The organism is Limosilactobacillus caccae, assembly GCF_900156885.1.
Lineage (GTDB): Bacteria > Bacillota > Bacilli > Lactobacillales > Lactobacillaceae > Limosilactobacillus > Limosilactobacillus caccae.
Genome location: NZ_FTOY01000010.1, coordinates 516,533 through 542,843, shown reverse-complemented (window position 1 = coordinate 542,843; position 26,311 = coordinate 516,533). Strand labels below are relative to the sequence as shown.

At 46.0% G+C, this 26,311-nt stretch carries 16 protein-coding genes; 6 read left to right on the top strand and 10 right to left on the bottom strand.

Annotated features, from left to right (window positions below):
- Positions 1 to 66: 66 nt before the first annotated feature.
- Together CZ502_RS05735 and CZ502_RS05730 are read left to right on the top strand one after the other, a co-directional pair.
- The gene (locus CZ502_RS05735; protein WP_076459537.1) at positions 67 to 600 is read left to right on the top strand and encodes a helix-turn-helix domain-containing protein; all 534 of its coding nucleotides are present in this window, start codon (positions 67 to 69) and stop codon (positions 598 to 600) included.
- Positions 600 to 1,496 carry an IS3 family transposase gene (locus tag CZ502_RS05730; protein ID WP_076459536.1) on the top strand — a complete coding sequence of 299 codons (897 nt, stop codon included), beginning with the start codon at positions 600 to 602 and terminating at the stop codon, positions 1,494 to 1,496. Before CZ502_RS05735 ends, CZ502_RS05730 begins: the two co-directional genes overlap by 1 nt.
- 110 nt (positions 1,497 to 1,606) lie before the next feature.
- On the opposite strand, the gene CZ502_RS05725 is transcribed toward CZ502_RS05730, so the two are convergent.
- From CZ502_RS05725 to CZ502_RS05690, 8 genes are all read right to left on the bottom strand, one after another.
- Positions 1,607 to 10,717 carry a Rib/alpha-like domain-containing protein gene (locus CZ502_RS05725; RefSeq protein ID WP_076460452.1) on the bottom strand — a complete coding sequence of 3,037 codons (9,111 nt, stop codon included), beginning with the start codon at positions 10,715 to 10,717 and terminating at the stop codon, positions 1,607 to 1,609.
- A gap of 805 nt (positions 10,718 to 11,522) precedes the next feature.
- Positions 11,523 to 11,822, bottom strand: a complete 300-nt coding sequence (locus CZ502_RS05720) for a FliH/SctL family protein (protein WP_076460450.1) — start codon at positions 11,820 to 11,822, stop codon at positions 11,523 to 11,525.
- Between the two features lie 26 nt (positions 11,823 to 11,848).
- Positions 11,849 to 12,160, bottom strand: a complete 312-nt coding sequence (locus tag CZ502_RS05715) for a FliH/SctL family protein (RefSeq protein WP_076460448.1) — start codon at positions 12,158 to 12,160, stop codon at positions 11,849 to 11,851.
- A 45-nt stretch (positions 12,161 to 12,205) separates the two neighbouring features.
- A complete protein-coding gene (locus CZ502_RS05710) occupies positions 12,206 to 12,523 on the bottom strand; it encodes a FliH/SctL family protein (protein WP_076460446.1) in 318 nt (105 codons plus the stop codon).
- A 44-nt stretch (positions 12,524 to 12,567) separates the two neighbouring features.
- A complete protein-coding gene (locus CZ502_RS05705) occupies positions 12,568 to 13,575 on the bottom strand; it encodes an Rpn family recombination-promoting nuclease/putative transposase (protein WP_076460443.1) in 1,008 nt (335 codons plus the stop codon).
- A gap of 139 nt (positions 13,576 to 13,714) precedes the next feature.
- Positions 13,715 to 14,638 (bottom strand): FAD:protein FMN transferase, encoded by a 924-nt coding sequence (locus CZ502_RS05700; protein WP_076460441.1) that lies wholly within the window; start codon positions 14,636 to 14,638, stop codon positions 13,715 to 13,717.
- Positions 14,639 to 14,640: 2 nt separating this feature from the next.
- Positions 14,641 to 15,888: an NAD(P)H-dependent oxidoreductase gene (locus CZ502_RS05695; RefSeq protein ID WP_076460434.1), complete on the bottom strand. Its 1,248-nt coding sequence runs from the start codon at positions 15,886 to 15,888 to the stop codon at positions 14,641 to 14,643.
- The gene (locus CZ502_RS05690) at positions 15,888 to 16,460 is read right to left on the bottom strand and encodes an NADPH-dependent FMN reductase (protein WP_076460431.1); all 573 of its coding nucleotides are present in this window, start codon (positions 16,458 to 16,460) and stop codon (positions 15,888 to 15,890) included. Before CZ502_RS05690 ends, CZ502_RS05695 begins: the two co-directional genes overlap by 1 nt.
- 408 nt (positions 16,461 to 16,868) lie before the next feature.
- Between CZ502_RS05690 and rlmD the strand changes: the two genes are divergently transcribed.
- Complete coding sequence (gene rlmD / locus CZ502_RS05685; RefSeq protein WP_076460429.1) at positions 16,869 to 18,263, top strand: 23S rRNA (uracil(1939)-C(5))-methyltransferase RlmD; 1,395 nt, start codon at positions 16,869 to 16,871, stop codon at positions 18,261 to 18,263.
- A gap of 40 nt (positions 18,264 to 18,303) precedes the next feature.
- Here rlmD and CZ502_RS05680 read toward each other — a convergent pair whose 3' ends face one another.
- Positions 18,304 to 19,644 (bottom strand): FAD-dependent oxidoreductase, encoded by a 1,341-nt coding sequence (locus tag CZ502_RS05680; protein WP_076460427.1) that lies wholly within the window; start codon positions 19,642 to 19,644, stop codon positions 18,304 to 18,306.
- 220 nt (positions 19,645 to 19,864) lie between these two features.
- Here CZ502_RS05680 and CZ502_RS05675 point away from each other — a divergent pair, with 220 nt between their 5' ends.
- Positions 19,865 to 20,854, top strand: coding sequence for a LacI family DNA-binding transcriptional regulator (locus CZ502_RS05675; protein WP_076460424.1), 990 nt, complete (start codon positions 19,865 to 19,867; stop codon positions 20,852 to 20,854).
- A gap of 46 nt (positions 20,855 to 20,900) precedes the next feature.
- Here the strand turns inward: CZ502_RS05675 and CZ502_RS05670 are convergent, their stop codons facing one another.
- Positions 20,901 to 21,581: a DUF975 family protein gene (locus CZ502_RS05670; RefSeq protein WP_076460422.1), complete on the bottom strand. Its 681-nt coding sequence runs from the start codon at positions 21,579 to 21,581 to the stop codon at positions 20,901 to 20,903.
- A gap of 443 nt (positions 21,582 to 22,024) precedes the next feature.
- Between CZ502_RS05670 and CZ502_RS05665 the strand changes: the two genes are divergently transcribed.
- Together CZ502_RS05665 and carB are read left to right on the top strand one after the other, a co-directional pair.
- On the top strand, positions 22,025 to 23,119 hold the full coding sequence (locus CZ502_RS05665; protein ID WP_076460420.1) for a carbamoyl phosphate synthase small subunit: 1,095 nt from the start codon (positions 22,025 to 22,027) through the stop codon (positions 23,117 to 23,119).
- Complete coding sequence (carB, locus tag CZ502_RS05660) at positions 23,106 to 26,276, top strand: carbamoyl-phosphate synthase large subunit (RefSeq protein ID WP_076460418.1); 3,171 nt, start codon at positions 23,106 to 23,108, stop codon at positions 26,274 to 26,276. The genes CZ502_RS05665 and carB overlap by 14 nt, the downstream gene beginning before the upstream one ends.
- Positions 26,277 to 26,311 lie beyond the last annotated feature (35 nt).

Sequence of the window (26,311 nt, the reverse complement as noted above, 5' to 3'; positions counted from 1 at the left end):
CGTGAACACTGAAGTGCCCTACAATTGTTAGACAAAAGTCTAATGATTGTGGAGGCACTTTTTTGTATGACCAAATATAAAGCGGAACTGAAAGCCCAAATCGTCCATGAATACCTTTCAACCTCTCAAAGTACTTATGATTTAAGTAAAAAATATAAAATTAGTGAACGACGTATCGCTGAATGGGTACAAAGATACCAGCTGAGCGGTGTCGACGCACTTAAAAAACGTCAACACAAACGAACATTCACCACTGATTTTAAATTAAATGTGATAGACTACTACCAAACTCATGAGGAATCAATGGCTGAAGTAGCGTCTCGATTTGATATTTTAGTAGCTCAAATCTCTACTTGGCGCTCACAATTTGCGCGAGACGGCATTACAGCCTTGAAGCCTCACCCGAAAGGTAGGCCGTCTAAAGTGAAACATACTAAGAAGCAGGTTCGTCAACTCGCCAATAAAAGTGAGTTAGAACGATTGAAGGAAGAATTAGCGAAGAAAAATCAAGAACTTTACGATACCAAGTTGGAGCGGGATATCTTAAAAAAATCGCTGTCCCTGTTCGGACCCTCAAAGCCAGAAAGAAAACCCAAATAGTGGATCAGATCAGGGACGATCAATCGCAACGCCCAAAGAAACAACGTTATAAGGTTGGCGATATTCTCAAAGCTATCGAACTGCCCAAGGCAACCTATCATGATGAACGTAACCGAATCGCTAATCATCATGATAAATATACTGAAGTAAAGAAAGTGATTCTTCAAATCGCGCAGCGATTTCAGTTTCGCGGGCGTTGGATCGCGGGCTATCGTCGTATTCAAATGGAACTAGATAAATTAGGAATACACTTGTCTGGTGATACGATTCGCAAGTTAATGCACGAATTAAACATTCAAGTAAGTTTATATAATCGCCATCGTAATGGTAAATATTCATCTTATCAGGGTACGATTGGTAAAATTGCGGATAATAAATTGAAACAAAAATTCAATGAGAAACGACCTTACCGTGTTATCCATACTGATGTAACACAGGTTCGCTTAGCAGATCGTCAATGGGCTTACATCTCAGTAATGATTGATGAAGCTAGTCAAGAAATTCTGGCCCTTCAGATTAGCAATAGCCCGAATAAGGATCTAATTACACGAACACTAAAAGAATTAATTAACAATTTACCTGATGCCGCTCACCCAATCATTCATTCAGATCAAGGGTGGCACTATCAGTTAGGTTACTATACCCAAAAATTAGCCGAGCATCAGTTTATTCAAAGCATGTCGCGCAAAGGAAACTGCTTAGATAACGCACCAGTTGAAAGTTTCTTTCACTTATTCAAGACTGAATTACTGGCTGGTTTCCCACCATGTAAAGACATCGCGGAATTAACCGAGCTTGCGCAAAAATATGTAGAGTATTTTAACAATGTCAGAATAACCTTAAAAACAAAAGGCATGACTCCAGTTGAATACCGGAATCACACCTTAGTAGCTTAATAATTTAATTTTGTCTAACTTTTGTCTTGCACTTCAACACTCATTGAGCATTCACGCTTTTCTCGTTTGACACAGGTATCGAAAGTTAATAATTCAAAGGGGGATAAGAATTATTTGTCTGTGTCACGCTTCTTCAAACCACCGAGGCCGAAGAGACTTGCTAATGAAGCAAGGCCTAAGCCTAATACAGCAGTTTCCTTAGAAGCGTTGTTACCAGTTTGTGGCAACTTCTTAGCACTAGCTTGGCTACCGTTGTTAGTAGCAGGAGCCTTTACGTTAGCGTTAGTGTTGGTGTTAGCTACCGCACCAGTGTTTTGGTTACTGTTTTCTTCACCCTTGTTGTTAGCTGGAGCTTCAACATGGACAGTGACAGTAACGTTGTAGGTTGAACCATCTGGGAATGTTACTTGAACGATTCCAGTGTGGTCACCTGGGGTATTTACATCTGGTTCTTGTAACCATTCGTAGGTCGTACCAGTTGGCATCTGATCCTTGTTGGCGATTGCGTCACCGGCGTCAGGCAATACACCTTCAGTGGTCGTAATGTCTTGGCCCTTTGGCGTTACGGAGTTGATGGTTACCTTAACGATATCCTTTGAACCGTCTGGGTAAGTTACCACAACATCTTCTTCATGTTCGCCAGCGTTTTGAACGTCTTGGGCAACCTTAGCAGGATCGAGCCAGTCAACCTTGGTACCTTCTGGCAAGTCATCTAAGTTCTTGATACCTTGAGAAGGTTCAGGAACCTTACCAGTAGGTTCAGTAATCGGTTGTGTTTGTGGTTCGTACTTGTCAGCGTCTGAAGTTACAGTGATTGTGACATCAACAGTATCTTGTGAGCCGTCTGGGTAGGTTACCACAACCGTAGCAGTTTGCTTACCAACCTTGTTCGTGTCAGGAGCAGTCTTCCATTCGTACTTAGTACCCTTTGGAAGGTCGCCCTTGTTCTTGATTGCAGTTGCTGCATCAGGAACCTTGGCACCCTTGTCAACAGTGATGTCTTGACCTTGTGGTTCGTTAGCTTCTGCCTGGCTGGTTACGTGGACAGTCGTTTCAACTTCATCCTTGGAACCATCTGGGTAGGTAACCACAATCGTTGCAGTCTTGTCACCTGGCGTCGTTGTGTCAACTGGTGTCTTCCAGTCGTAACTAGTACCTTCTGGAAGGTCACCCTTGTTCTTAATCCCATCAGCAGCGTTTGGTTGACCGCCTTCTGGAACAGTTACCGGTTGTGCTTGTGGGTTGAACTTGTCAGCGTCAGTGTTACCTGGAGTAACTTTGGTAGTGACAATTACCTGAACATCAACCTTGTCCTTAGAACCGTCTGGGTAGTTAACCGTAATCGTTTCAGTGTAAGTACCTGGCTTATTGACGTCATCCTTAACTTGGTCTGGGTTAGTCCAAGTTGCAGTCGTGCCGGCTGGAAGGTCGTCCATGTTCTTGATACCTTCCTTAGCATCTGGAACATTTCCTTCAACAGTCTTTACTGGTTGACCTTCTGGAGTGTACTTGTCAGCGTCGGTTGGGTCACCGTAGTTAACAGTAGTAGGCACTTCGATTGGATCTTGACCTGGAACAGTGACTACAACAGTTGTTGGTTGATCACCCTTCTTAGTTGGATCTGGTTCTTCACCTGGCTTCCACGTTACGGTAGTGCCATCTGGCAAGTTTTCTGGATCCTTGATCGTATCCTTTGGATCAGTTGGGCTATCAACGTGGTCCTTAGGGGCAACCACAACAATGGTTGCTGTGGTTTGATCAGTAGTACCATCCGTGTAAGTTACAGTTACAGGAACTGTGATTACTTGGGTAGTAGAATCTGCTGGAACCGTTGTAGTGATGGTACCAGTTGATGGGTCAACATTTACCCAACTTGGTACATTTGCACCGTCAGTAATCTTGTAAGTTACATCACCGGCAGCAGGCTTGTCACCATTGTAAGTAACATCGGTAGTAGTTGTCTTACCTGGAGTTGTTACTACTTCTGGGTATGATGGAGCATACTGGGTAGCATCAGTTGGTGCGTAGTTGATCGTTACAGTTGCGTCCTTCGTGTCCGCAGTAACAGCTTGTGCATCAACCTTGGCTTGACTTGCAACGTAGCCGGCAAATTCTGGAGCAGTGAATTCTGCCCATGAGTCTGCAGAACCCTTAGCAAGTTCCCAAGCACCGTAGCTTAACGTTTCGTTAGTGACAGCATCAACCGTCTTAGACCGAACGAATGATACGCTTTGGACAGTGCTATCACTCTTACCAGTCAATGGGTTAACAACGATGATTGTCCGACTAACTGTCTTAGCCATGTCATCAGTTGCGTCCTTGTCACCTGGGTTGATCGTCTTTACACCATCAACGTAGGTTACGTTAACCGTTGTATCAGCAGTTTCAGCATTAACTGCGTTATTAGCAGCAACACTTGTTGCCTTTACACCATCAACTTCAGACTCGTAGTTAGCAAGTTGTGGAACATCGTATTCTGCCCAGTTAGCATCTGAACCGTCAGCTAATTGCCATTTACCATAAGAAATTACTTGGTTAGTAGCTGCATCAATCGTCTTCGTCCGTACGAAGTTAACTGTTTGCTTAATATCCTTAGTAGTACCATCAGGGTTAGTTACATGGATTGTCCGTGTTGGGTTAGCAAACATGTCAGGGTTTTCAGTTGGGTTAGTTGTCCCTGGCGTGATCGTCTTGATGACGTCAGTGTAGTTTACGACGTAGGTTACGTTTTCAGTATCGGCCGTAATTCCTTCTTGAGCAGGAATTTGGGTTGTCTTAACCCCCGCAATCTCAGAAACATAGTTGTCAATTTGCGGAATGTCGTATTGTGGCCAATCAGCTGGAGAACCACTTTGCAACGTCCAGTTACCAAAGCTAATAGTTTCACCCGTTACAGCATCAACTGTCTTTGTCCGAACAAAGTGAACAGTTTGCGTATCAGTGACAGCTTTAGCGCCTGGTATGTTCCGAGTGATTGTCCGCGTTGGGTTAGTAAACATGTCATCAGTTGCGTCTTTGTCACCTGGGTTGATTACCCGTGTACCGTTAGTAACATGAACACTAACAACAACATTATCTTGACTGCCGTCATTGTAAGTAATTGTTACAGGAACTTCATAGTCACCCTTAGCAGTTGGGTTTACTGTTATTACACCAGTTGTTGGATCAATTGATGCAGCAACCTCAGGCTTAACATCACCTAACTCATAACTCTTAACAGGAACATTAGTAGCAGGCTTGCCATCCTCGCCAGTGAATGTAGGTGTTGAGGTTGCTGAGTGATTTACAGTAGTTGATACTGATGGATAAGCTGGTGTGTATGCCTCGGCATCAGTCTTAGTTTCTTCTGGCGCAGTGACCTTCACAGTTGCAGTTGCCGGTTCACTACTCTTGTCTGGGTAGTTTACCGTTACTGGGATTGCAATTGATTGACCTGGAGTTGCATCGGCTGGGACAGTGTAAGTAATCTCACCAGTTGTTGGGTTTACTGTTACGCCTTCTGGAGCCTTTGGACCTGCAACGTAAGTAGTGCCTTCTGGCGCAGTTGCTGGCTTACCATTGTTATCAGTAAATGTTGGTGCTGGAATAGTGATAGTTTGACCTGGCTTACCATCAACAGTCTTGTAAGTTGGCGTGTACTTGTCGGCATCCTTAGCTTGGTCTGCTGGAACAACATTAATGTTCTTACCAGCAATTTCGATGTTCAAGTAAGTTGGCTTGCCATTAGTTTGGTCCTTGAAGGTGATAACGATCATTGCGTCCTTGCCGTTTTCAGGTGCAGTTGCCCAAGTCTTAGAAGCAATTTGTTCAGTTGGGATGTTGTTATCTACTAATTGAGCAAATTGTTCGTCAGTAACAGTGGTGCTGCCTTCGATAACCGTAGCTGGAGTCTTAACATCAGCCTTCGCACCGGCACCCTTTGCGGTAATCGTGAATGAGTTAGTAGTTACCTTACCATTCTTCGAACCAAGGACATTCTTAGCAGCGTCATTGTTGGTGAAGTCAACGACAACTTGATTATTGTCAATCGTCTTACCAGCAGCAGTTGCAGTTGGAACAACCGTGTCTGGCGCAGTCTTCCAAGATACAGTTGCAGGATCAACAGTTACAGGTGTTGCTGTAGTTGAGAGCTTGCCATCCTTGTCGAATGAGTATGCATTAGCAGTTACAGTAACATCACTAACCGGAACAGTTTGCGTAACGTCTGAAGTTTCGTGAGCCTTAGCCTTTGAACCATCAACAGTAGTTACGATAGCACCGTTGTCACCCCAAGTTACGGTTTGGTCACCGTTTGCGTCAGTAACAAATACTGGAGCTGTAACAGTTTCCACGCTACCGTCCTTGTAAGTTACTTCAACTGGGATGTTGTAAGCACCAACCTCGGTATCCGTTGTTGGCTTCAATGTAAGGGTACCGTCGTTAGCAACAGTTACCCATGTTGGAGTATCGTTAGTTGCCTTGTAAGTGGCAGTTACATCAGTTGGAGCTGCATTACCCTTACCGTCAACCAACGTAGGTGAAACTGTCTTAGTTTCGCCTTGCTTTACATCAGTACCAGCGTATTGTGCGTTGTACTGGCTCGCATCGTTGTGGTAATCAATTACATTAGCATTGGCTGGAATGGCAATGTTCAAGTAGTTGTTTTCACCATTTGTCTTATCCTTAAAGGTAATCTTAACAACAGCAACATTACCATCCTTATCAGCCTTCAAAGCACCATTTTCAGGTGTTGGTTTAGTTGCCCAACTGTAACCAGTAACCTCTTGGTCAGCTGGCAAGCTGTCTAAGTGAGTGTGGTTAATGATGGACTTGAACTGGTCTTGACTAAAGTTATCAATACCATTTTGACCATTAACTGTGACTTTAGCATCCTTTTGAGCTTCGGCACCCATGAAGTCGTAGAATGCGTTGACCCATGACTTGTAGTTAGGTGTTAAGCCAAGTGCACTAGCAGCAGCATCAGTCAAGCTGAAGTTGATACGGTATCTGGAGTTACCTGGCAAGCTTTGATTAGTTTGAGTCTTCTCTAGTTCACTATTGTGATCAGTTGAAGCGGTAGTAGCTGGGTGACCATCACTCTGAATGGTATTCCAATTAGTATTTGGCACTTCAACACCATTGTCATTGGTTTGCCATACATAAGTGATGTCAGTACTCTTAAGCGTCTTTACACCATTATCAGTTTTAGCTTCATAATCCTGATTTGCTTCGTTCCAAGTATAAACTACCTTAGCACCTTCATATTGCTTAGTTTCGTGGTTGTAACCATCTTGGTAAGTAATAGTATCAAAGTGGTGAGCAGCAGCTGTTGGGTAACTGTCGTTAGTAGTCTTATGGAGAGTCCGCGGATCACCAACAAAACTTACAGTGGATTGGTCTCCGTAGTAAGTGTGATGACTTTCACCATTTGTATCCCCTGTTACAACTACTGTTGCTTGCGTAGTATCCTTTGAACCATCTGCGTAAGTAATTGTTACCGGAACAGTGTACGTACCAGGTGTTACATCTGTAGTTGGTGTAACGGTAAGGTCACCATTGAAGTTGCCATTATCATCTTTATTAGGAGTAATCCAATTTACAGTAGTTGAAACATCCTTAAGACCAGTTGGATCTGTTGCACCTTCTGAGTTAGTCCAAGTTACTGGATCAGGAACGGGTTCACCAACAGTGGCGTCAACTTGCTTGTAGCTTGGTTCATGTTCTTCATTTTGGAAATGATCTACAACGTTAAATGGAATTACAACATAATCAGCTGAGCCATCGTTGTAAACAATAGTAGCCACGCGTCCGTTCATCACAGTAGTCTTCTTACCGTCAGCACTTGTAACTTCATAGCTTGCAGGTGATTCTGCTAAGGTACCATCGGCATTTAACTTAGGTTGGAGCCCATCCATATACTTAAGTTGATTGTAAACATTGGTTTGAGCTTCCGTTGGATCAACATAAGTTACATTGCCTTGTGCATCAACTGATTTAGCCTTACCGTCTTTATTAAAGTCCGTAGTATCCCAGTCAATCCCCCATGAAGACTTGCTCCAATTAACAATCTTCTTACCATTACTATCTATAGCATCATTATCAACAGTTGTACCATCAAACTTAGATAAGTTTTCAATACCATCTTTTGGCGTAAAGTCGGTTACTCGCTTATCAACTGTAGTTTTAATAGTCTTAGCGTTTGGATTGTAAAGAGTTGATTCTTCTAATTGAACACCATGGTCTGTAACCTTTTGACCAAATGATACACGGCGCGGTGCGGACCAACTAAAGTCATTAGTAAATTGAGCTAAACGACTAGCCTTTACACCACCCATTGAGTCACCAGTGTATGACCCATTCTTGTATTCGTAGTCTTTACCTTCGAATGGAGCAAGTTGTGCTTCCGCGTTAGCTTGCGACAATGGTTTATTCCAATAATCCGACTTTAAGAAGCCATCGCCATTAAAGTATATAGTATTCTTGTCACCTAAGGTAGCACCTGCTGGTAAGAAATTACTGTAGTAGTCACCACCAGCTGATTGAGTTTGTAAACTCTTAATAAACCAAGCTTCATCTGGCTTTTCAGTTGCATTCTGACCATTCCACTGTGCCAATGGAGTACCATTTTGTGGAATACCGTTAATTATAACTTGGTTTTGCTTTATACCTTCTTCACGAATCAAGGAACCTCTTTGTGAACCTGTACGTTGTAAGTTCACATATGCTGGGTTAGTAAAAATAATTTGGTTCTTAGTACTGGTACCATTCATCTGAATTAAACCAAAAATACTTACTTCATTACGAGGCCCAACCCACGCAATTGAGTTGTTAACATTAGTAATATTTGCATTAACAAATGAGTTTTGCGAATTATCTTGGAGGTCTAAGACAGCACCGTCACCAACTTCAAAAGTAAAAACATTCTTCTCACTACCAGCAGATGCATTACCATAAGAGATTAATGGTGAGAACGCTCTTTTATCCTTGTTAGTAACTTGACGGTTTACAACTAGCGAACCATCAACTTTTAAGGTTGATGGGATATTATTTGCACCTGAAGCAAGTTGATAACTCCGACCTGCACCTAAAGTAATCGGAGCAAAGTGCCAACCTTGGGTAGTATAAGTTGCATTAGTCCATGCCCATTCACCGTTTCCATCGCCTTGGTTATCCTGTGCTGTTTTAATATTTACCTTACCGGATTTATTGATGTATAGGTTTTCAGCTTGGATAGCACTTGAATTACCATCAGCTAAATCTTCATTTAAAGTACCGTCAACATTTACTGAGCCATAAGTAGCTTGCTTTGGAGTACCACCTGTTGTTAATTTAGTGACAATACCACGAACATCGGTACTTTTACCATTCAAATTAACAGTAGCACCTTTGGCAATATTAACAGCCTTTTCAGTATCAGTGTCTTCCTGGGTTGTCTTAATCATATTACCCTTTTGGCTTCCTGCCGTTTTACCAGTATTAGTCATACTGATTGTAGTAGTTGAACCTTCCTCAAAGGCAACATGACCTGCACGAACCGTCTCATACTCAATACTATTATTAATATTATTGATAGTGTTATTTCCACTGAAGTTAACTTTATTTTGTGTATCAACTAAGCTACCGTTATTGATTGTAGCATCAACGCTGTTAATATTTGTTATACCAGAAATATTAGTAGCAAAGTCACCATTAGTCGTAGTAACGTTGGACTGATTAATAGTAACATTACCAGTCTGTTGTTCACCTGGTTTTGCTGAAGTTGCTCCTTTTACATTAGCAATCCCAGCCTTAGCATTAATAGTAGAGCCATCTACAATAACGTCACCATTTACGTTAATAGCAAAATTACCTTCAGGAACATCAACGTTAACGTCATTTACAGTTAAGCCGTTAGCAACACCAGAAACAAAGTCGCCCTTTGCCACCTGTGAGCCTTTAAGAATATTTGCTACATTAACGGTGTTTGCATTCTTGATAAACGATCCATTGCCACTCAATGTAACTACTGTACCATTGTTAGACCCGAGCGTTACATTCATTCCACTCTCTGCTAAAGATCCATCAGTAATATTAATGTTTTTAATGTTATTAAAGGCAATAGAACTCTTAGCTGCATTTTCAGAACTAACACCGTTAATTCCACCGGCTAAGTATACTGGTGAAGTCCCTTTCGATACTATTTCATCAAAGTTTTCAAAAGTAATATTCCATGGACCCTTGGCATTCGTATAATTAGGATTATACAATCCAATATACCAATTACCCATATTCAATTTATGGTTTTGTCCATCAATTGTTAAAGTCCGTGCTAGTCCCTCAGACCATTTATAATTACTTTCTAGAGCTTTATGATTACCAGCTCCGAGTTCCCATTGTGCTAATCCTGAACCTTTAAAGTTACCCGTTGTACCACCGGTCCAAAGGCCCTTAGGTGCATCAGCTTGCTCACTAGTCATATTAGCCAAATCAATATCACTAGTTAAAACAATCTTATTAACATCCTTATTAACAATAGCTTTACTTAACCCATAATAGCCATCAATAGTAGCAACACCATTTTCAACATTATACAGATTGCCACCAATACCCGCTTGAGTTGCTGGCTCACCTGCTAATAAATTAACATGACTTAACATTGCCTGAGCATCAGGACTAAGCTTGCTCATTTTATCTTGAAGTGCGCTCATCGCTGCTTCACGATCAGCATCAGTCATTGTGTTTGCTTTAGCCTCAAGATCTTGAATATCTTTGGTAACCTGATCAAGTGTTACTTGTTCTGCAGCACTTTGATCTGAGACAGCTGGTTCAGTTGCCTTTTGATTTTCTGAACTAGCTGGTGCCTGGTTATTTACCGCATCAACAGATGGTGTTTCGTCTTGCTTAACACCATCTGTCTGTCCACCGTTTTCGTTCATCGCGATGTACTTGTCACTTGCTGGTGATGCAACATCAGCTTGCTTATTAGCATCAGCAGCCCCCGTTTGAGGAGTTTGCTGATTAGCATTAGCATCATTAGTACTTGGCAAAACAGCCTTGTTTTCACTATTAGCTGTGCCATTACCCGTAGCTGTTTCAGCTGGAGCAGACGGTGTTTCATCAGCACTTGCGGATGCGTTCAATCCCATAAACGTGAATCCGATTAATACAGAAGCGACCCCTACAGTTAACTTCTTGATGGCAAAACGTTGTTTCTTAGGCTCTTGCTTCCGAAACTGTTCTTGCCGATTGTTTTTCGATAACATATTAAATTGTCCCCCTTTAGTGCATTGCACTATAAAAATAGATTTATATCTTACAAGAGAAAGGATACCCCCATCGGTTGGCACTTACAATTGGTTAATAACAAGAAAAGTCGCAAAGTACTGTTACACCAGCATTTCGCTGGTATTAATTTTTTTATTTCACATGAAACTTTTTTCATATGTATGTAAAAGGATAACTACTGATTAATGAATCACGGCGGAATAATTGTAAACCGCGGACAAGCATAACTCTGCCTACACCGCGCTTTGACGGCATTTAAAGCTACTTTAGAGAGTGATTAATTTTGCTAACCTGACTTGCCGTAATCAAATGAGTTAGCGCAAAAGTTGTATCACCTTATTCATTAACCAAGCTCCTATCAAACGGGTATTTATGGTGGCTAAGCACGGTTCGCTAGGCTTTCGCAGCGTTTCTATTAGTTAATTTATATCTCGCTTTCCCGAGCGGAATTGGCGCTGATTGCTAAATTTGATTAATGACTCGATAAAAGCCTTCCCTTTTTGAACACTACGCGTGGCAAAAGGGAAGGCTTATTGGGTAAGATTCTGTTTTATGAACGGGAAGCTGGAATTGCTTCCTAGTTAATGTGGATATATGATGCAGCGACTTCGCTGGAAGGCTGGTAGCGGGTCTTGGTGAATGGTCGCAGCGGGCAGCCTATTTCCAGTTAAGGCTTGCGCCAGATTACGAATCCTCTTTAATCCCTGATTCGTTGCCGGCACGATGCTGTTTTAATATCCATCTCGTACACATATTGCTGGCCTTAATCAACCAAGCGGGGCGTTATCGGGTTAACTTTTGATAGTATTTCTCAGCTTGGGCTGGTGAAAGCTCGAGGATTTGTTCCATAAAGTTAATGACTTCTTCGCGAGACTTTCCGCCATTGATTAGCTTTTGGATTATTTGTCGTTCAGTCTTAGGTTTGCCTTGGCTTAAGCCTTCTTCGATACCGGCTGCTCGACCTTCTTTAATTCCAGCAGCCTTACCTTGACTTAATCCTTTTTCTAATCCTTGGCTTAACCCTTGCTCCTTAGCCAGCGCAATGCTATTCTCAATATCCATCTCGTACAATGACCGTTGCATATATTCTCTCCTCCATTTCGAAGAGGTTACTTTATTGCAGCTTGATAATAACTTTCTGCTTGTTTAGTTGTAAGGTTACGAGTCTTAACAAGAAAATTGATTATCTGGTCGTGTTGCTGCCCTATGTCAAGCAGACCACGAACCATCGCTACCCGTTCTTCATATTCCGCTGCTGCTTTACCTTGGTTCAACCCTTTTTTTAGTCCCCGGTTCAAGCCTTCTTCGATACCGGCTGCTCGACCTTCTTTAATCCCAGCAGCCTTACCTTGACTCAGCCCTTGTTCCTTAGCCAACGCAATACTATTTTCGATATCCATTTCGTACAATGACCGTTGCATATATTCTCTCCTCCATTTCCGATTTTGCTTGTAATGAAGGCTTTGTTACTTATCAGCGAGAAAAGATTCGGCTTCTTTACTGGAAAGTTGATACAGTTCCATCAGATTTTGCTTAATAGTCGCTTTGGGTGTTCCAAGCCGCTCAAGAGAATAGATTAGGTTATGGATCCCGCGCGTTCTTTCTTCTGCTTTACCTTGACTCAAGCCTTCTTCGATACCGACTGCTCGACCTTCTTTAATACCGGCAGCTTTGCCTTGACTCAGCCCCTTTTCTAATCCTTGACTCAACCCTTGTTCTAACCCTTGCTCCTTTGCCAACGCAATACTATTTTCAATATCCATCTCGTACAATGATCGTTGCATATATTCTCTCCTCCATTTCCTGTTTTGCTTAACGAAAGGAGAAGTTACCGGGTTAATTCTTGGTAGTATTTCTCAGCTTGGGCTGGTGGAAGATCCAGAATTTGTTCCATAAAGTTAATTACTTCTTCTCGGGACTTCCCGCCATTGATTAGCTTTTGAATTATTTGCCGTTCTTTTTTGGCTTCACCTTGACTTAAGCCTTCTTCGATCCCGACTGCTCGGCCTTCTTTAATCCCGGCAGCCTTTCCTTGACTCAACCCTTCTTTAATTCCAGCTGCCTTTCCTTGACTCAATCCTTCTTTAATTCCAGCTGCCTTTCCTTGACTCAGCCCCTTTTCTAAACCTTGTTCCCTAGCCAACGCAATACTGTTTTCAATATCCATTTCGTACAATGATCGTTGCATATATTCTCTCCTCCATTTCCGGTTTTGCTTAACGAAGGTGATTCTCTTCTCTAATTGTACGATAAAATCGTCGTCGTCACCAACTTGGCGGTTCGCAATCACGTCGAGAAATTGTTGCAACTTAGGGTTCACTTCCTGGCGCAAGCTAGTCACGTCAAACACTAGCGTTTGTTCCCCATCAGCGTATACGGCGTCAGGGTGGTCTTTAATTCGTCGTTCAATCTGATACTCTTGGTCACCGAAGCCAAAGGGGTCAAAACAACAGAAGAAGATCACGTAAGAATTATCCGCCGTTGCGTAATTTTGCCCCTTTTCATAACAGTCCATCGCAAGGTTCGCGTGGTAAAAGCGGATTCGCTGCGGCAAATTATGTTTATCGACTACTTGCATCTCAATGTCGTAACGGTTCCGCTGGTCATCTTCAACATAGATATCCAGTCGCACTCCTTTAGCGTCGTGGCTACTGGTGAACTCCTGCTGGCTAACCACCTGCTTAACTCGCTTGATATTTAAAGCAGGTAAAACTCGCCGCAACACTTCCAGGGTAATCCGCTTATCCAACATCACCTTATTGAAAACAAAGTCGTTGGCTAACCCGGCTTCTTCCCAGCTGCGACGCGCCTGTGCTAATAATTTTGAATTTGGCATTTTGCACCTCCTAATAGATATATACGTAAAAAGACGCAAAATGCACTAAAATTTTTTCAATTAGGAAAGTACGGAGCATCCCAAAATATCTTTAAACAACAAAGAGGTTGAGTCACTGCTCAACCTCATCAATTCAAGTTTAAAAACCAACGTTTATCATGGATTCGTCATTATGAATAAAGATAGCGCCGCGATTGCCTGGCTGTTTCTCCCAATCCGCAAGCGGCTCCCCGTTAAAGAATAACCGCTTAGCCTCAATCTCGCCCATTACCGACTGGTCGGTAAAAACCGTCACACTACTAAGGTCTGTCTCCAGCGGATAGCCCGTCCGCGGGTCAAGCAGGTGGTGGTAACGACGACCATTTTTAATCAGGAAACGCTCATAAATCCCCGACGTCACCGCCGAACAAGCTGGCTCCCGCACCGTCGCTAAATTTTCGCCCCGGTGAAGTTGGGGGTCTTGAACACCGATAATCCACTGCCCATCATCACGGCGCGGTGACTTGCCGACAAAGAGGAGGTTGCCACCCAGGTCGATAATCCCGGCTGGTACCCCGTTTTCTTCCCACAGGTCCTTGATCCGGTCAGCGATATAGCCCTTTGCAATCCCCCCGAGGTCAAGCTCCATCCCCGCCTCTTCCAGGTAGACTGTCCGAGCGGTATCATCGAGCAAGACCTTGTACGGGTCAATCAACTGCAGGCGTTGCTTAATCTCCCGATCGCTAGGGACATGGGCACCGGCAAACCCGATTTTCCACAACTTAACTAGCGGTCCGATCAAGGCATTGAAGCCGAAGTTTTCCCGGCTATACTTAACTGCTAGCTTAATCAGGTCATAGGTCGTTGGCGAAACCATCTTGGGCGTTCTTCCCGCCCCCTGGTTAACCGACATCACTTCCGACTGGTCACGGTTGACTGTCAGCTGGTCTTCAAAGTGGTCGATGAGGTCCATCGACTGCTTTAGGAGGCCAAAATACTGATTGCCATAAATTGTGAGGGTAATCCGGGTGCCAAGTGCATGATGGGTCATGACGTGGCGCTGCGCCATCAATTCACTATCCATAATTAGTTTTCTGATGCACCAGTCGTGGCATCAGCCTCTTCATCATTGGCGTCGACACTACCGGAATCAGACGCACCGGTCGTGCCATCAGTATCATCATCTTCTACTGGTGCTGCTGGAGCAACCGTTGCGGCTGCAGAGCTAGTAGCGTCCGCACTGTCATCCCCAGATTCAGAAGCACCGGTTGACGCATCAACGGCATCTTCAGCAGGTGCAGCCGGGGCATCATCATGCTTGGAAGCGCCCGTCGTGCCGTCAGTATCCCATGCCCCATTTTCAAAGAGGTTCAAGATGTATTCGACACTACCAGTAAATTCAATCGTGCCCAGGTAGTGACCATCAACGTCCCGTAATGCGTAGTACTGGATCAATGAACGGTGACCCTTCATCCATAATGGCCGGGTAACAACGTCTTTTTCACCATTCCGGAAGCTGTTGATGATCTTCATCACTGTTGGAACCGCAAAAGGTGGGTGACATTCTTGGACCGTTTCGCCAAGGGAAGCCACGTTCCGGACGTGTTCTCTGTTTGGCTTGTCAGAGTACCATGCAAAGTGGTCAGTGCTGTCGATTAAGTCAATTTCAAATGGAATTGTACTGAAGATTTGTTGAACTTCCTTCAAGCTCAGCCGGCCTGTCGGGAAGTTAATGTACGCATCACTAATTGATAGTTGTTTAACGGACATGTTCAGTCCCTCCTTATTAACATTTTCAAAAATTTGGATGTATTCGACAAAGTTCGTAAAACACTTTTCCAAGTTATCGCGCATTTCCGGATCAATCAAGCGACCATCCTTGGAGAAGGAATGGCTAGCATTCCCAATCAACACTTCATTTCCCGGAAGCAAGTTGGTGTCACAGTCTGGTGAAATCAAGATCTGCCGCATTTGGACTTGGGAACGGGCAGATGCTTGGCGACCATAGGATACCCCGACAACCATTGCAGGCTTGTGCTCCAAGACCTTGGTGTGGTATGACAACCATTCAACCGCACTCTTCAGTGCTGCTGGGACACCGTGATCGTATTCCGGCGTGGAAAAGATGACCCCGTCGGCTTCCTTAACCTTTTGCTTTAACTTCCAGACTTCCGTTTGCTCCTCTAGGGGAACATCAACCCCAAAGGCGGGCAGCTGGCTGATTTCACTAACTTCAATCTCAGCCATTTGGCGGAAGTGCTTCTTCATGAACTTCAGCAAAATCCGGTTATAGGAGAAATCAGCATTAGTCCCCACAAGTGCAAGAATTTTCATTACGCTTCCGCCCCTTTCTTCTCTTGGACCATCCGATCAATTGCCTTGGCATAACGCTTAAATTCGCGAACACACTTTTCAAGGAATTGGATCGTCCGTTCATCAGTAATCTCGCCATCTTCAGTCATGATGCTCTTCACATTTGACATGAAGAACTCTTCATTTTGGAAGATGTAAGCATTCACCCCGGGAGAAATCAAAATATCCCGTAGCTGAACTTGGGAACGGGATGAACCCTGGTCATGGGTAGAAGCCCCGATGATCATTACCGGCTTATCCTGGAGGGGATGAACTTCGTATGATAGCCATTCAACCAGACTCTTTAATGCAGAAGTGATTGAGTGGTTGTATTCTGGACTAGCAATAATAACAGCGTCCGCCCCGGCAACACGGCGGTCAATGTCAGCAACGACTTCCGGAATTTTACCCTTGAAGTTTTCGTTGAACATTGGCACTGGACGGATATCAATAACATCAACATCATCATCGCTAAAATGACGGGCAACAAATTTTAGCAACATTCGATTATAGGAATGGTTAGCATTTGACCCAGCAATTGCAGCAATTTTCAAAAGTGTCACTTCCTTATAATTAATTTATGCAACATTTCACATTGTTATTCTACTATATTTTGGCGCCGCAAAAAATAGGTTATTAGCAAAACGTTAACTTATTGGACGATTTTAAAAGTTTTGGTTATGAAATTAGTGGTAGATCGGTCGAGCAATATCCCGTTTACTTCTATAGTATTAATATTGTGACCGCCAAGTTGAGTCCGCCGCTGAGTTTGTCGTAGAATTAAGGGCGGAATAACACAATTATTAGCATAAAACGAGTTAGCAAAGTTGCGCTACTGGGCTAATTTGCCACCCGACCAATTTAGCAGATTTGTCGGGTATCAGATTAGCAGTAAGCAGCCCCGCCCTCGCTTTTGTTATGCTAAAATATAAGCACTATCATATTAAGAACGGAGAAATAACATGACGCAATCTAAAGAACGCGAACAAGACGTTGATGTCTGGGTCGGCAAACGCTTCCCCCTTACCATCCGTCGTCTAGGAGTAAATGGGCACGGGATTGGCTACTTTAAGCATAAGGTCTGCTTTGTCCCGGGAGCCCTTCCCGACGAAGTGATTGTCGCAGAAGTTACGCGGGTCCTCCCCCGCTACCTCGAAGCAAAGATCCACCGGATTCGGAAAAAGAGCCGCTACCGGGTAACGCCCCGTGATGCCTACGCCGACATTGCCGGGGGCTTTGAGCTTGAAAATCTCGCCTACCAACAACAACTAAAGTTCAAGCGGCAAGTTGTCCTCGACAGCCTCGAAAAGTTCCAGCCATATGGTTTCCGCAACTATGATGTTCGCCCAACCATCGCGGCTCCGGAACAATACGGCTACCGGAACAAGGCCCAGTTCCAGGTACGGATGGTGAACGGGAAGGTCGCCGCGGGACTATACCAGCCAAACAGCCACACCCTCGTCGATATGGAGACTTGTGCCGTCCAAATGCCACGAACGATGAAGGTGGTCCGGGCGGTCGTGAAAATGATCGCTGACCTCCAAATTCCCGTTTACGAAGAAAAGCACAACAGCGGGATTATTAAGACCCTTGCCGTCCGTGAATCCTGGTCAACCGGCGAAGTGCAGCTGACCTTCATCACGAACTCGGCTAAGCTCCCACACAAGCGCGACCTGTTAGCACGGATTGAAAAAGAGCTACCAGAAGTCGTCTCCGTGATGCAAAACGTCAATCCTGGTGACACTCCCCTTGTCTGGGGTGAGAAGATGATCCACCTTGCTGGCGAAGATGCCATTTACGAAAGCCTGATGGGGCTTGACTTCAAGCTCTCTGCCCGGTCATTTCTCCAGCTAAACCCTGAGCAGACCGAGGTCCTTTACGAACAAGCCGCGGCGGCTTTGGACCTCGACAAGGACGACACCCTCATCGATGCCTATGCTGGGATTGGGACGATTGGCCTTTCCCTGGCGCCGCGGGTCAAGGAGGTCCGGGGGATGGAAATTATCTCCGAAGCCGTTGACGACGCCAACGAAAACGCGAAGATAAACGGCATTACTAACGCCAAGTACGAGGTCGGCAAGGCGGAAGAAGTCCTTCCCCGCTGGCAAAAGGAAGGGCTCAAGTTCGATGCCCTCGTCGTCGACCCACCGCGGACTGGCCTTGATGACCAGCTAATCAAGCAAATCCTCAAGGTTAAGCCGCGGAAGTTTGCCTATGTTTCATGTGGAATGGCATCGCTGGCACGGAACCTCCGGCGGTTGACCAGTGTCTACCACGTTGACTACATTCAACCAATCGACATGATGCCCCAAACTGCCCGCTGTGAAGCCGTGGTGAAGTTATCATTACGGAAGTAAAAAATGACGCTCGGAAGATTTTCCCGGCGTCATTTTTCTTTTATCTTGCTTTTGCGACCGCAGCTTGGCCGAGGATGTTTAAGTAGTTAAATGGCCGGTCAAAGTGTGGCTGGAACAGCATATCAACGAAGGCGAGGTAATCAATCGTGTGCTTGTCCTGGATGCACAGTGACAATACGTTCGCTGACTGGGAGACATCGTGCTTACTCATTAACTGGCCACCAAGGATCTGCCGGGTCTTCTTATCCCATACCAGCGTCATCAAGACTGGCGTCGTCGTTGGCATAAACTCTGGCCGGTAGTTATCTTCGATCGTGACTGCCTCGGCATCAAAGCCAGCGTCCTTTGCGTTTTCCAGGGTTAGTCCTGATGACACCATTGTGGTTCCGTAAAGGTTCAACCCTGAACTAGACTGGGTCCCCATATCCTTCATCGTGTTACCAAACAAGTTAACCCCCACGATTGTTCCCTGGCGAATTGCGTTAGTAGCCAAGGGGATATAGGCATCCTTGCCGGTTGGGTTGTAGTGAACAGCCGTGGAATCACCAGCCGCATAAATATCTGGGTCAGAGGATTGCATGTACTCATTAGTGACGATTGCGCCATTATCATGCATCTTGACCTTTCCCTTAAGAAGGTCCGTGTTTGGCCGGAAGCCGACACATAAGATTGCAATGTCAGCATCGTAACTTCCCTTATCTGTCTTAACCGTTACCCCGGCATCACCATGATCTTCAAAACCGGTCACTCGTTGATCGAACGCGAAGTGGGCACCGTGGTCTTCAAATTGTTTTTGAATTCGGCTCGTGTACTCTTGATCAAAATACTTGTGCAACATCCGTGGTGAACCGTCAACAAGGGTAACGTCCTTATTTTGCCGCGTGTATGCTTCTACTAATTCAACTCCGATATAACCCCCACCGATGACAACGATCCGCTCTGCCTTCTTAGCAACATTAAAGAGCTCCTTTGCATGGTGGTAGTTCTTACAAAGGTAGACATGCGGACCATCGACACCAGGAATCGGTGGAATCACCGGCCATGAGCCAGTTGTGTCAACAAGCTTATCGTAATGGTCAGTTGTCGTCTCGCCGGTTACCAAGTCCGTCACCTCGACCGTCTTCGTCTGCGGATCAATATTGGTAACATTATGTTGCATCTTAACAGTCGCCCCTAGATCCGCTAACTGTTTTGGACTGGAGTAAAACATTGCGTCGGGGTCACCAACATCCCCACTCAAGTAGACCGCAATCCCACAGGAAAGGAACGAAACGTTGTCATTCCGTTCATAAATCGTTACTTCAGCCTCTGGATGGTTCTTTAAGATCTGCGTCGCGGTAATTGTCCCGGCGTGTGTACAACCAACAATAATAACCTTCATTCTTTATTCCACCTCATTTTTGTTATCAAATTCACAATTAAGTATAATGATTATTTTAAATAAATCAATATATAATTTAGGAATATTCGTTATCAAACGATAACATAAGATTCAAACAAAGGCACACACCACAACTATTCGTCCTTTTCTTGTAAACGTTTACACAATCTGAAAAATAATCTATAATAGAGACAATAATCACTAGTAAAAGGGGCCCATCATGAAACCAACAATTAAGGACATCGCGGAACGGGCAAATGTTTCCACCGCCACCGTCTCCCGTGTCTTATCGAAAAAGAAAAGTTCGTACCGCCCGGAAACAGCGGAAAAGATTAGGGCAATCGCCAAGGAACTCGGCTATACCAAAAATATTGCTGCGGCAGAACTCGCCGCGAAGAGTAGCAAGCTTATCGCGGTCATCCTCAATAACACCCAGACTAATTTTTCCAACGAAATCATTGACGCTATCCAGGAAACGACCGATAAAGCTGGCTACCAAATGTTCATCCTCTATGCCGGCAACCACAACGCCCGCCTGCTCAACCAGGCGATTAGTGTTGCCCTGGAACGCCATGTTGCGGGGATCCTCCTGCTCGCCACCTCCCTTGATGAACAAGCGGCGACGACCCTCCGCGAAGCGAACGTCCCGTGCCGCCTAGTTTCGATTTACGACCAGACGAACCCCCGCTACGCCGCCTTTAAGTTCATTAGCTCTAACAACGAGCGCATTGGTTACCTGGCGGCAAGTTACCTCATCGACCATGGGCACCAGCGAATTGGCCTTGCCGGCATCGACCATTCGTGTACCGGCCAGCAACGGCTAGCTGGCTACCAAAAGGCCCTCGCTAAACACGGGCTACCGTTTGATCCTGCCCTTGTCCAGTACGGTGACTATAGCTACGGTCCCCAACAAAGCATCCTCAAGGCCTACCAGGACCTGCAAATTGACGCGGTCATTACTGCCAGTGACATGGTGGCAGTTGGGATCATTAAGGAGGCCCACCTCTTAGGGATTGAAGTTCCCGCTGACCTCTCCTTAGTCAGCATCGACGGGACCTTCCTCTGTGACATCACCGTTCCGACCATCACCAGCGTGACCCAGAATTTCTACCAAATGGGCCTTGTTGCGGCGACTAGCCTACTTGAGGACCACGAATCACAATTCATCCCGGTGCAGGTGACCGAACGAGCCAGTGTGCAAAAAATTTAAATTAAAAAGTGTCAATGACCGTCGTCGCGTCATTGACACTTTTTAATTATTTTTCTTCAAATGTTGCCGTTACGTCATCTTGCTGATTGTCATCCTCAGCATCACCGCCCCGGTAACGGTCACCAGCTAACTGGCGGTAATAATTAGCATTGGTCGTGTAAATATATGGAAAGACCCATAAGTTTGCAATTCCAATTGTTAGTATTCCAAGAAGCACCCACCCCAAGAAGCTCAGCTGAAGGATAAAGTACTCGGCCTTATGACCATCCATCAACTTCCGGCTCTCAGTAATCGCCTCGTTAGCAGAAATCTGCTGACCACTATCGAGTTTGTCTTTAATAATAAAAGACGTCTGGGAATAGGAGAAAATCTTAATAATCCCGGGAATAATCAGCAAAAGGGTCCAGAGGGTTAAGTAAACCCACATTAAAACCATCATGATAAATGATACTTTAAACCGGTCAGCGCGAACGGACGCTAAGATTCCAGCAAAATTAGCATTATCGGTATCACCGTCCGCGAGGGCCAGGGAGGTATACTCCCAACTAATCGATATCATTCCCACGATAATTGAATAAATCGCTACGATAATCAGCCCGGTACCATTATCTTCAGCAAAGTGTAGCATAATTGCCAGTGCTTCGTATACAAGGGCAATCCCCACGGACCAGCCCCAGTTACCACGCAAGTTTTGCTTCGCCTTATTTTTTAATTCTGCTCGTGTCATAAATACTCCTCATTTCTTTATAATTCCCCTGCCTCAATCTTAGCATATCTCCAAGGGCATTAATATATCCGTGCCAGTCGTAGTTCTGCGATCAGCGTTTTTTATTTAGGTCCTTTAAATCTCTATTTAATCTGCTATAATACTAAAAAACATTTATGCAGGAATATGCCAAACCAGGTGAATGTCATGCATAAAAATACAAATTATTCTTGACACAGGAATAAAAATACAGTACTTTAGTATCAATCAATCCTTTAATTTGGTCCCGTGAGGCTAACAAGGTCAGCGTTGTTATACTATATTGAAAATATTAATATATATTTAATTTCTTTGTATACGCTTAGCCCATCACTCATGGATTAAGCGTTTTTTATTAAACTTTTTTCAACGCCGAGCTAGTTTTTACGATCAGTGGAAGGGTTTTGTAAGAAAGGATGAAACTCATGAAACGATATTTAATTCTAGAAGACGGTACTGTTTACCCTGGTGAAGGTTTTGGTGCCGACACCCTGACCGTTGGTGAGGTCGTCTTCACTACCGGGATGGTCGGCTACCAAGAGGCAATCACCGACCAATCCTACGCCAACCAAATCCTTGTATTCACCAACCCCTTAATCGGCAACTACGGCATTAACAGCGAGGATAACGAAACCCTCCAGCCGCAAATCAAAGGGGTTATCTGCCACCAAGTTGCCCGGGTACCGAGCAACTGGCGAATGACGGAAGCACTCCCATCCTTTTTAACAAAGCACCACATTCCCGGTATCCAGGGAATCGATACCCGGGAACTCGTTCAAAAGATCCGGCAACACGGCACCCTCCGTGGCACCATCACCGATAGTGCCGCTAATGTTAGCAAGGTCGTTGAAGAACTAAAGCAGGCGATCCCGACCAAGGGGATCATTAGCAAGGTCTCGACAAAGCAGGCCTATGTTAACCCTGGCCTGCAACGCAACGTGGTCGTCATCGACTTCGGGATGAAAACCAGCATTCTCCGCGAGCTAAATAAGCGCGACTGCAATGTTACCGTCCTCCCGGCCAACGTTACCGCTCGCCAAGTAATGGACCTCCACCCTGACGGCGTCCTCCTCTCCAACGGTCCTGGTGACCCGAGTGAGATGACTAGCGCCGCGGCAATGGTCGCCAAAATCGAACAGCAGGTCCCCGTCTTTGGCATCTGCATGGGCCACCAGGTCTTTGCCCTAGCCAATGGTGCGAAGACTTACAAGATGAAGTTCGGCCACCGGGGCTTTAACCACCCCGTCCGGGACCTCGCCACCAGCAAAATTGCCTTCACCTCCCAGAACCACGGCTTTGCGGTCGACCCGTCGTCAATCGTCGATTCAGACCTGCGGATTACCCATATCGAAATCAACGATGGGACTGTCGAGGGGTTAGTACATATCAAGTACCCGGCATTTTCCGTCCAGTTTCACCCTGACGCCGCACCGGGTCCCCATGATGCCGCAGCGTTATTCGACAAGTTCATGAAGATGATTGATGACCACAAGGAGGTACAAACTTATGCCGAAGCGTAATGATATCCACAAAATTTTAGTAATCGGTTCAGGGCCAATCATCATTGGACAAGCTGCGGAATTTGACTACTCCGGCACCCAGGCCTGCCTCGCATTACGAGAGGAGGGCTATGAGACCGTCCTCGTCAATTCTAACCCCGCAACGATCATGACCGACACGGAAATTGCTGACCATGTCTACATCGAACCGCTGACTGTTGCTGCCGTTTCCCGGATCATCCGGAAGGAATATCCAGACGCAATCTTGCCGACCCTGGGCGGTCAGATCGGGTTAAACCTCGCTGTCGCCCTCTCGAAGACCGGGATTCTCGACGAATTAGGGATCGAACTCCTCGGGACAAAGCTGGCTTCAATCGATGAAGCTGAAGACCGGGAAAAGTTCAAGGAACTGATGAACCGCCTCGGTGAGCCTGTCCCCGCATCACAGACCGTTTCAACCATTGACGAGGCCCTGGCATTTGCCAAGCAGATCGGTTACCCGGTCATTGTCCGGCCAGCATTTACGATGGGCGGAACCGGGGGCGGGATCTGCGCTAACGAAAAAGAACTTCAAGCGATCGCTAAAAACGGGCTGGAGCTTTCCCCCGCAACCCAGTGCCTAATTGAAAAGTCGATTGCGGGCTATAAGGAAGTTGAATTTGAAGTGATGCGGGACGCCGCCGATAACGTGATGGTCGTTTGCTGCATGGAAAACTTCGACCCGGTCGGCATCCACACCGGGGACTCAATTGTCTTTGCCCCGAACCAAACGCTGACCGACCGGGAATACCAGCTGCTACGGGATTGTGCCCTCAAACTTATCCGGGCGCTAAAAATCGAAGGTGGGTGCAACGTCCAACTGGCCCTCGACCCTAACAGCTACCATTACGACGTGATTGAAGTTAACCCGCGGGTCTCCCGGTCTTCCGCGCTAGCATCCAAGGCGACCGGTTACCCGATCGCGAAGATGGCGGCCAAAATTGCGGTTGGCTTGACCCTCGATGAGATCAAAAACCCGGTCACTAAGACCACCTATGCCGAATTCGAACCCGCCTTGGACTATGTCGTCTGCAAGATCCCCCGCTGGCCATTTGATAAGTTTACCCACGCTGACCGCCAACTCGGTAGTCAGATGAAGGCCACCGGGGAGGTCATGGCGATTGGCCGGACCGCGGAAGAAGCCTTACAAAAAGCAGTCCGCTCCCTTGAGATTGACCAGCATGACCTCTTCTCCGCCGAAGCACACACCGCTAGTGACGACCAGCTGCAAAATAAGCTGATTCACGCCCAGGATGACCGCCTCTTCTACCTTGCAGAAGCATTCCGCCGTGGCTACACCCTTGACCAGGTCCATAATTTCACTAAGATCAACCACTACTTCCTCGACATCGTTAAGCACCTGGTGGAACTGGAAACAGCCCTCAAGGAGAAGCCAAGCGATGTTAACACCCTCGCTGTCGCCAAAAAATACGGGTTTAGCGACACCACCATCGCCACACTCTGGCAAACGACCGCTGACGATGTGCGGGCCATCCGCAAGGCCAAGCAAATCCTGCCAACCTACAAGATGATTGACACCTGCGCAGCGGAGTTTGCTTCCACGACCCCTTACTTTTACAGCTCGTACGACCACGAAAACGAAAGTCAGCGGACGAAGAAGCCATCAATCCTCGTTATCGGTTCCGGCCCAATCAGGATCGGTCAGGGGGTTGAATTTGACTACGCGACCGTCCACAGTGTCAAGGCCATTCAACGCGCTGGCTACGAAGCGATTGTGATGAATTCCAACCCCGAAACGGTCTCAACTGACTTTTCCGTCTCGGATAAGCTCTACTTTGAACCATTAACATTAGAAGACGTCCTCAACGTCATCGACCTCGAGCAACCAGTGGGGGTCATCGTCCAATTCGGTGGGCAAACGGCCATCAACCTTGCCGCCGGACTAGCAGCACACGGGGTCAAAATCCTCGGGACAACCGTCAAGGACCTGGACGCTGCTGAGGACCGGGAAGCCTTCGATAAGGTAATCAACGACCTTCAGTTAAAGCAGCCACGGGGCTTGACCGCCACTAACCACCAGGACGTGATCAAGGCCGCTGCTGAAATCGGCTACCCAGTTCTCGTCCGGCCCAGCTACGTCCTCGGGGGCAAGGCGATGGAAATTGTCTACAACCAAGATGAGCTAGGGCAATACCTCAAGCAAAACGCTACAGTCACCGCTGACCACCCAATCCTGATTGATGCCTACCTTGAAGGGAAGGAATGTGAAGTCGATGCAATTTGCGATGGTCACGACGTCCTCTTACCTGGCATTATGGAACACATTGAGCACGCGGGGGTCCACTCCGGTGACTCAATGGCCGTCTACCCACCGCAACACTTCGATCAGCAGGTCAAGCAACAGATTGTGGATGCCACCAAGAAGTTGGCAGTTGCCCTCAAATGTGTCGGCATTATGAATATCCAGTTCATCGTCCACGACCATGAAGTCTACGTGCTGGAAGTCAACCCACGGGCAAGCCGGACCGTCCCATTTCTCAGCAAAATCACTGGCATTGAAATGGCCCAGGTCGCAACCCGCGTTATTCTTGGCCAGTCATTAAAGGAGCAAGGATACCAGGATGGCCTTTACCCCGAGCCAGCGATGATCCACGTCAAGGCACCGGTCTTCTCCTTTAATAAGCTTGCCGATGTTGACGCCTACCTCGGTCCCGAGATGAAGTCGACTGGGGAAGTAATGGGCAGCGACCGGACTTACGAAAAGGCCCTCGATAAGGCATTTGCTGGTGCCCACATCCAGGTGCCAAACTACGGGAGGGTCCTCTTTACAATTGAAGAAAATGACCAAGAAGTGACCTTGCCAATTGTCCGCCGCTTCGCAAAGATCGGCTACCAAGTACTGACGACCCCCGCAACAGCCGCCTTTCTTAAAGCGCACGGGATCCATGTTGCGACGACGGTCCACAACGTTGACGAAATCAACCAATTGCTCAAGGCAGGAAAAATTGACCTGGTCGTTAACACGATGCGCCATGACTACCAACAAGGCTCAACCGGCTTCCAAATTCGCCAAGACGCCATCGCCCAAAATGTTCCATTAATGACCGCCCTCGATACCGTCCGTGCCCTTTTACAGGTAAAGGAAAGCCAATCATTTGCCGCGGTAACAATTGAATAAATTCTTAATTATCAGTAAATATCCGCATGCCTCAG

Coding starts and splice junctions, on each gene's coding strand:
- CZ502_RS05735 (WP_076459537.1), top strand. CDS start 67: ATGACCAAATATAAAGCGGAACTGAAAGCCCAAATCGTCCATGAATAC.
- CZ502_RS05725 (WP_076460452.1), bottom strand. CDS start 10,717: ATGTTATCGAAAAACAATCGGCAAGAACAGTTTCGGAAGCAAGAGCCT.
- CZ502_RS05720 (WP_076460450.1), bottom strand. CDS start 11,822: ATGCAACGGTCATTGTACGAGATGGATATTGAGAATAGCATTGCGCTG.
- CZ502_RS05715 (WP_076460448.1), bottom strand. CDS start 12,160: ATGCAACGGTCATTGTACGAAATGGATATCGAAAATAGTATTGCGTTG.
- CZ502_RS05710 (WP_076460446.1), bottom strand. CDS start 12,523: ATGCAACGATCATTGTACGAGATGGATATTGAAAATAGTATTGCGTTG.
- CZ502_RS05705 (WP_076460443.1), bottom strand. CDS start 13,575: ATGCCAAATTCAAAATTATTAGCACAGGCGCGTCGCAGCTGGGAAGAA.
- CZ502_RS05700 (WP_076460441.1), bottom strand. CDS start 14,638: ATGGATAGTGAATTGATGGCGCAGCGCCACGTCATGACCCATCATGCA.
- CZ502_RS05695 (WP_076460434.1), bottom strand. CDS start 15,888: ATGAAAATTCTTGCACTTGTGGGGACTAATGCTGATTTCTCCTATAAC.
- rlmD (WP_076460429.1), top strand. CDS start 16,869: ATGACGCAATCTAAAGAACGCGAACAAGACGTTGATGTCTGGGTCGGC.
- CZ502_RS05680 (WP_076460427.1), bottom strand. CDS start 19,644: ATGAAGGTTATTATTGTTGGTTGTACACACGCCGGGACAATTACCGCG.
- CZ502_RS05675 (WP_076460424.1), top strand. CDS start 19,865: ATGAAACCAACAATTAAGGACATCGCGGAACGGGCAAATGTTTCCACC.
- CZ502_RS05670 (WP_076460422.1), bottom strand. CDS start 21,581: ATGACACGAGCAGAATTAAAAAATAAGGCGAAGCAAAACTTGCGTGGT.
- CZ502_RS05665 (WP_076460420.1), top strand. CDS start 22,025: ATGAAACGATATTTAATTCTAGAAGACGGTACTGTTTACCCTGGTGAA.
- carB (WP_076460418.1), top strand. CDS start 23,106: ATGCCGAAGCGTAATGATATCCACAAAATTTTAGTAATCGGTTCAGGG.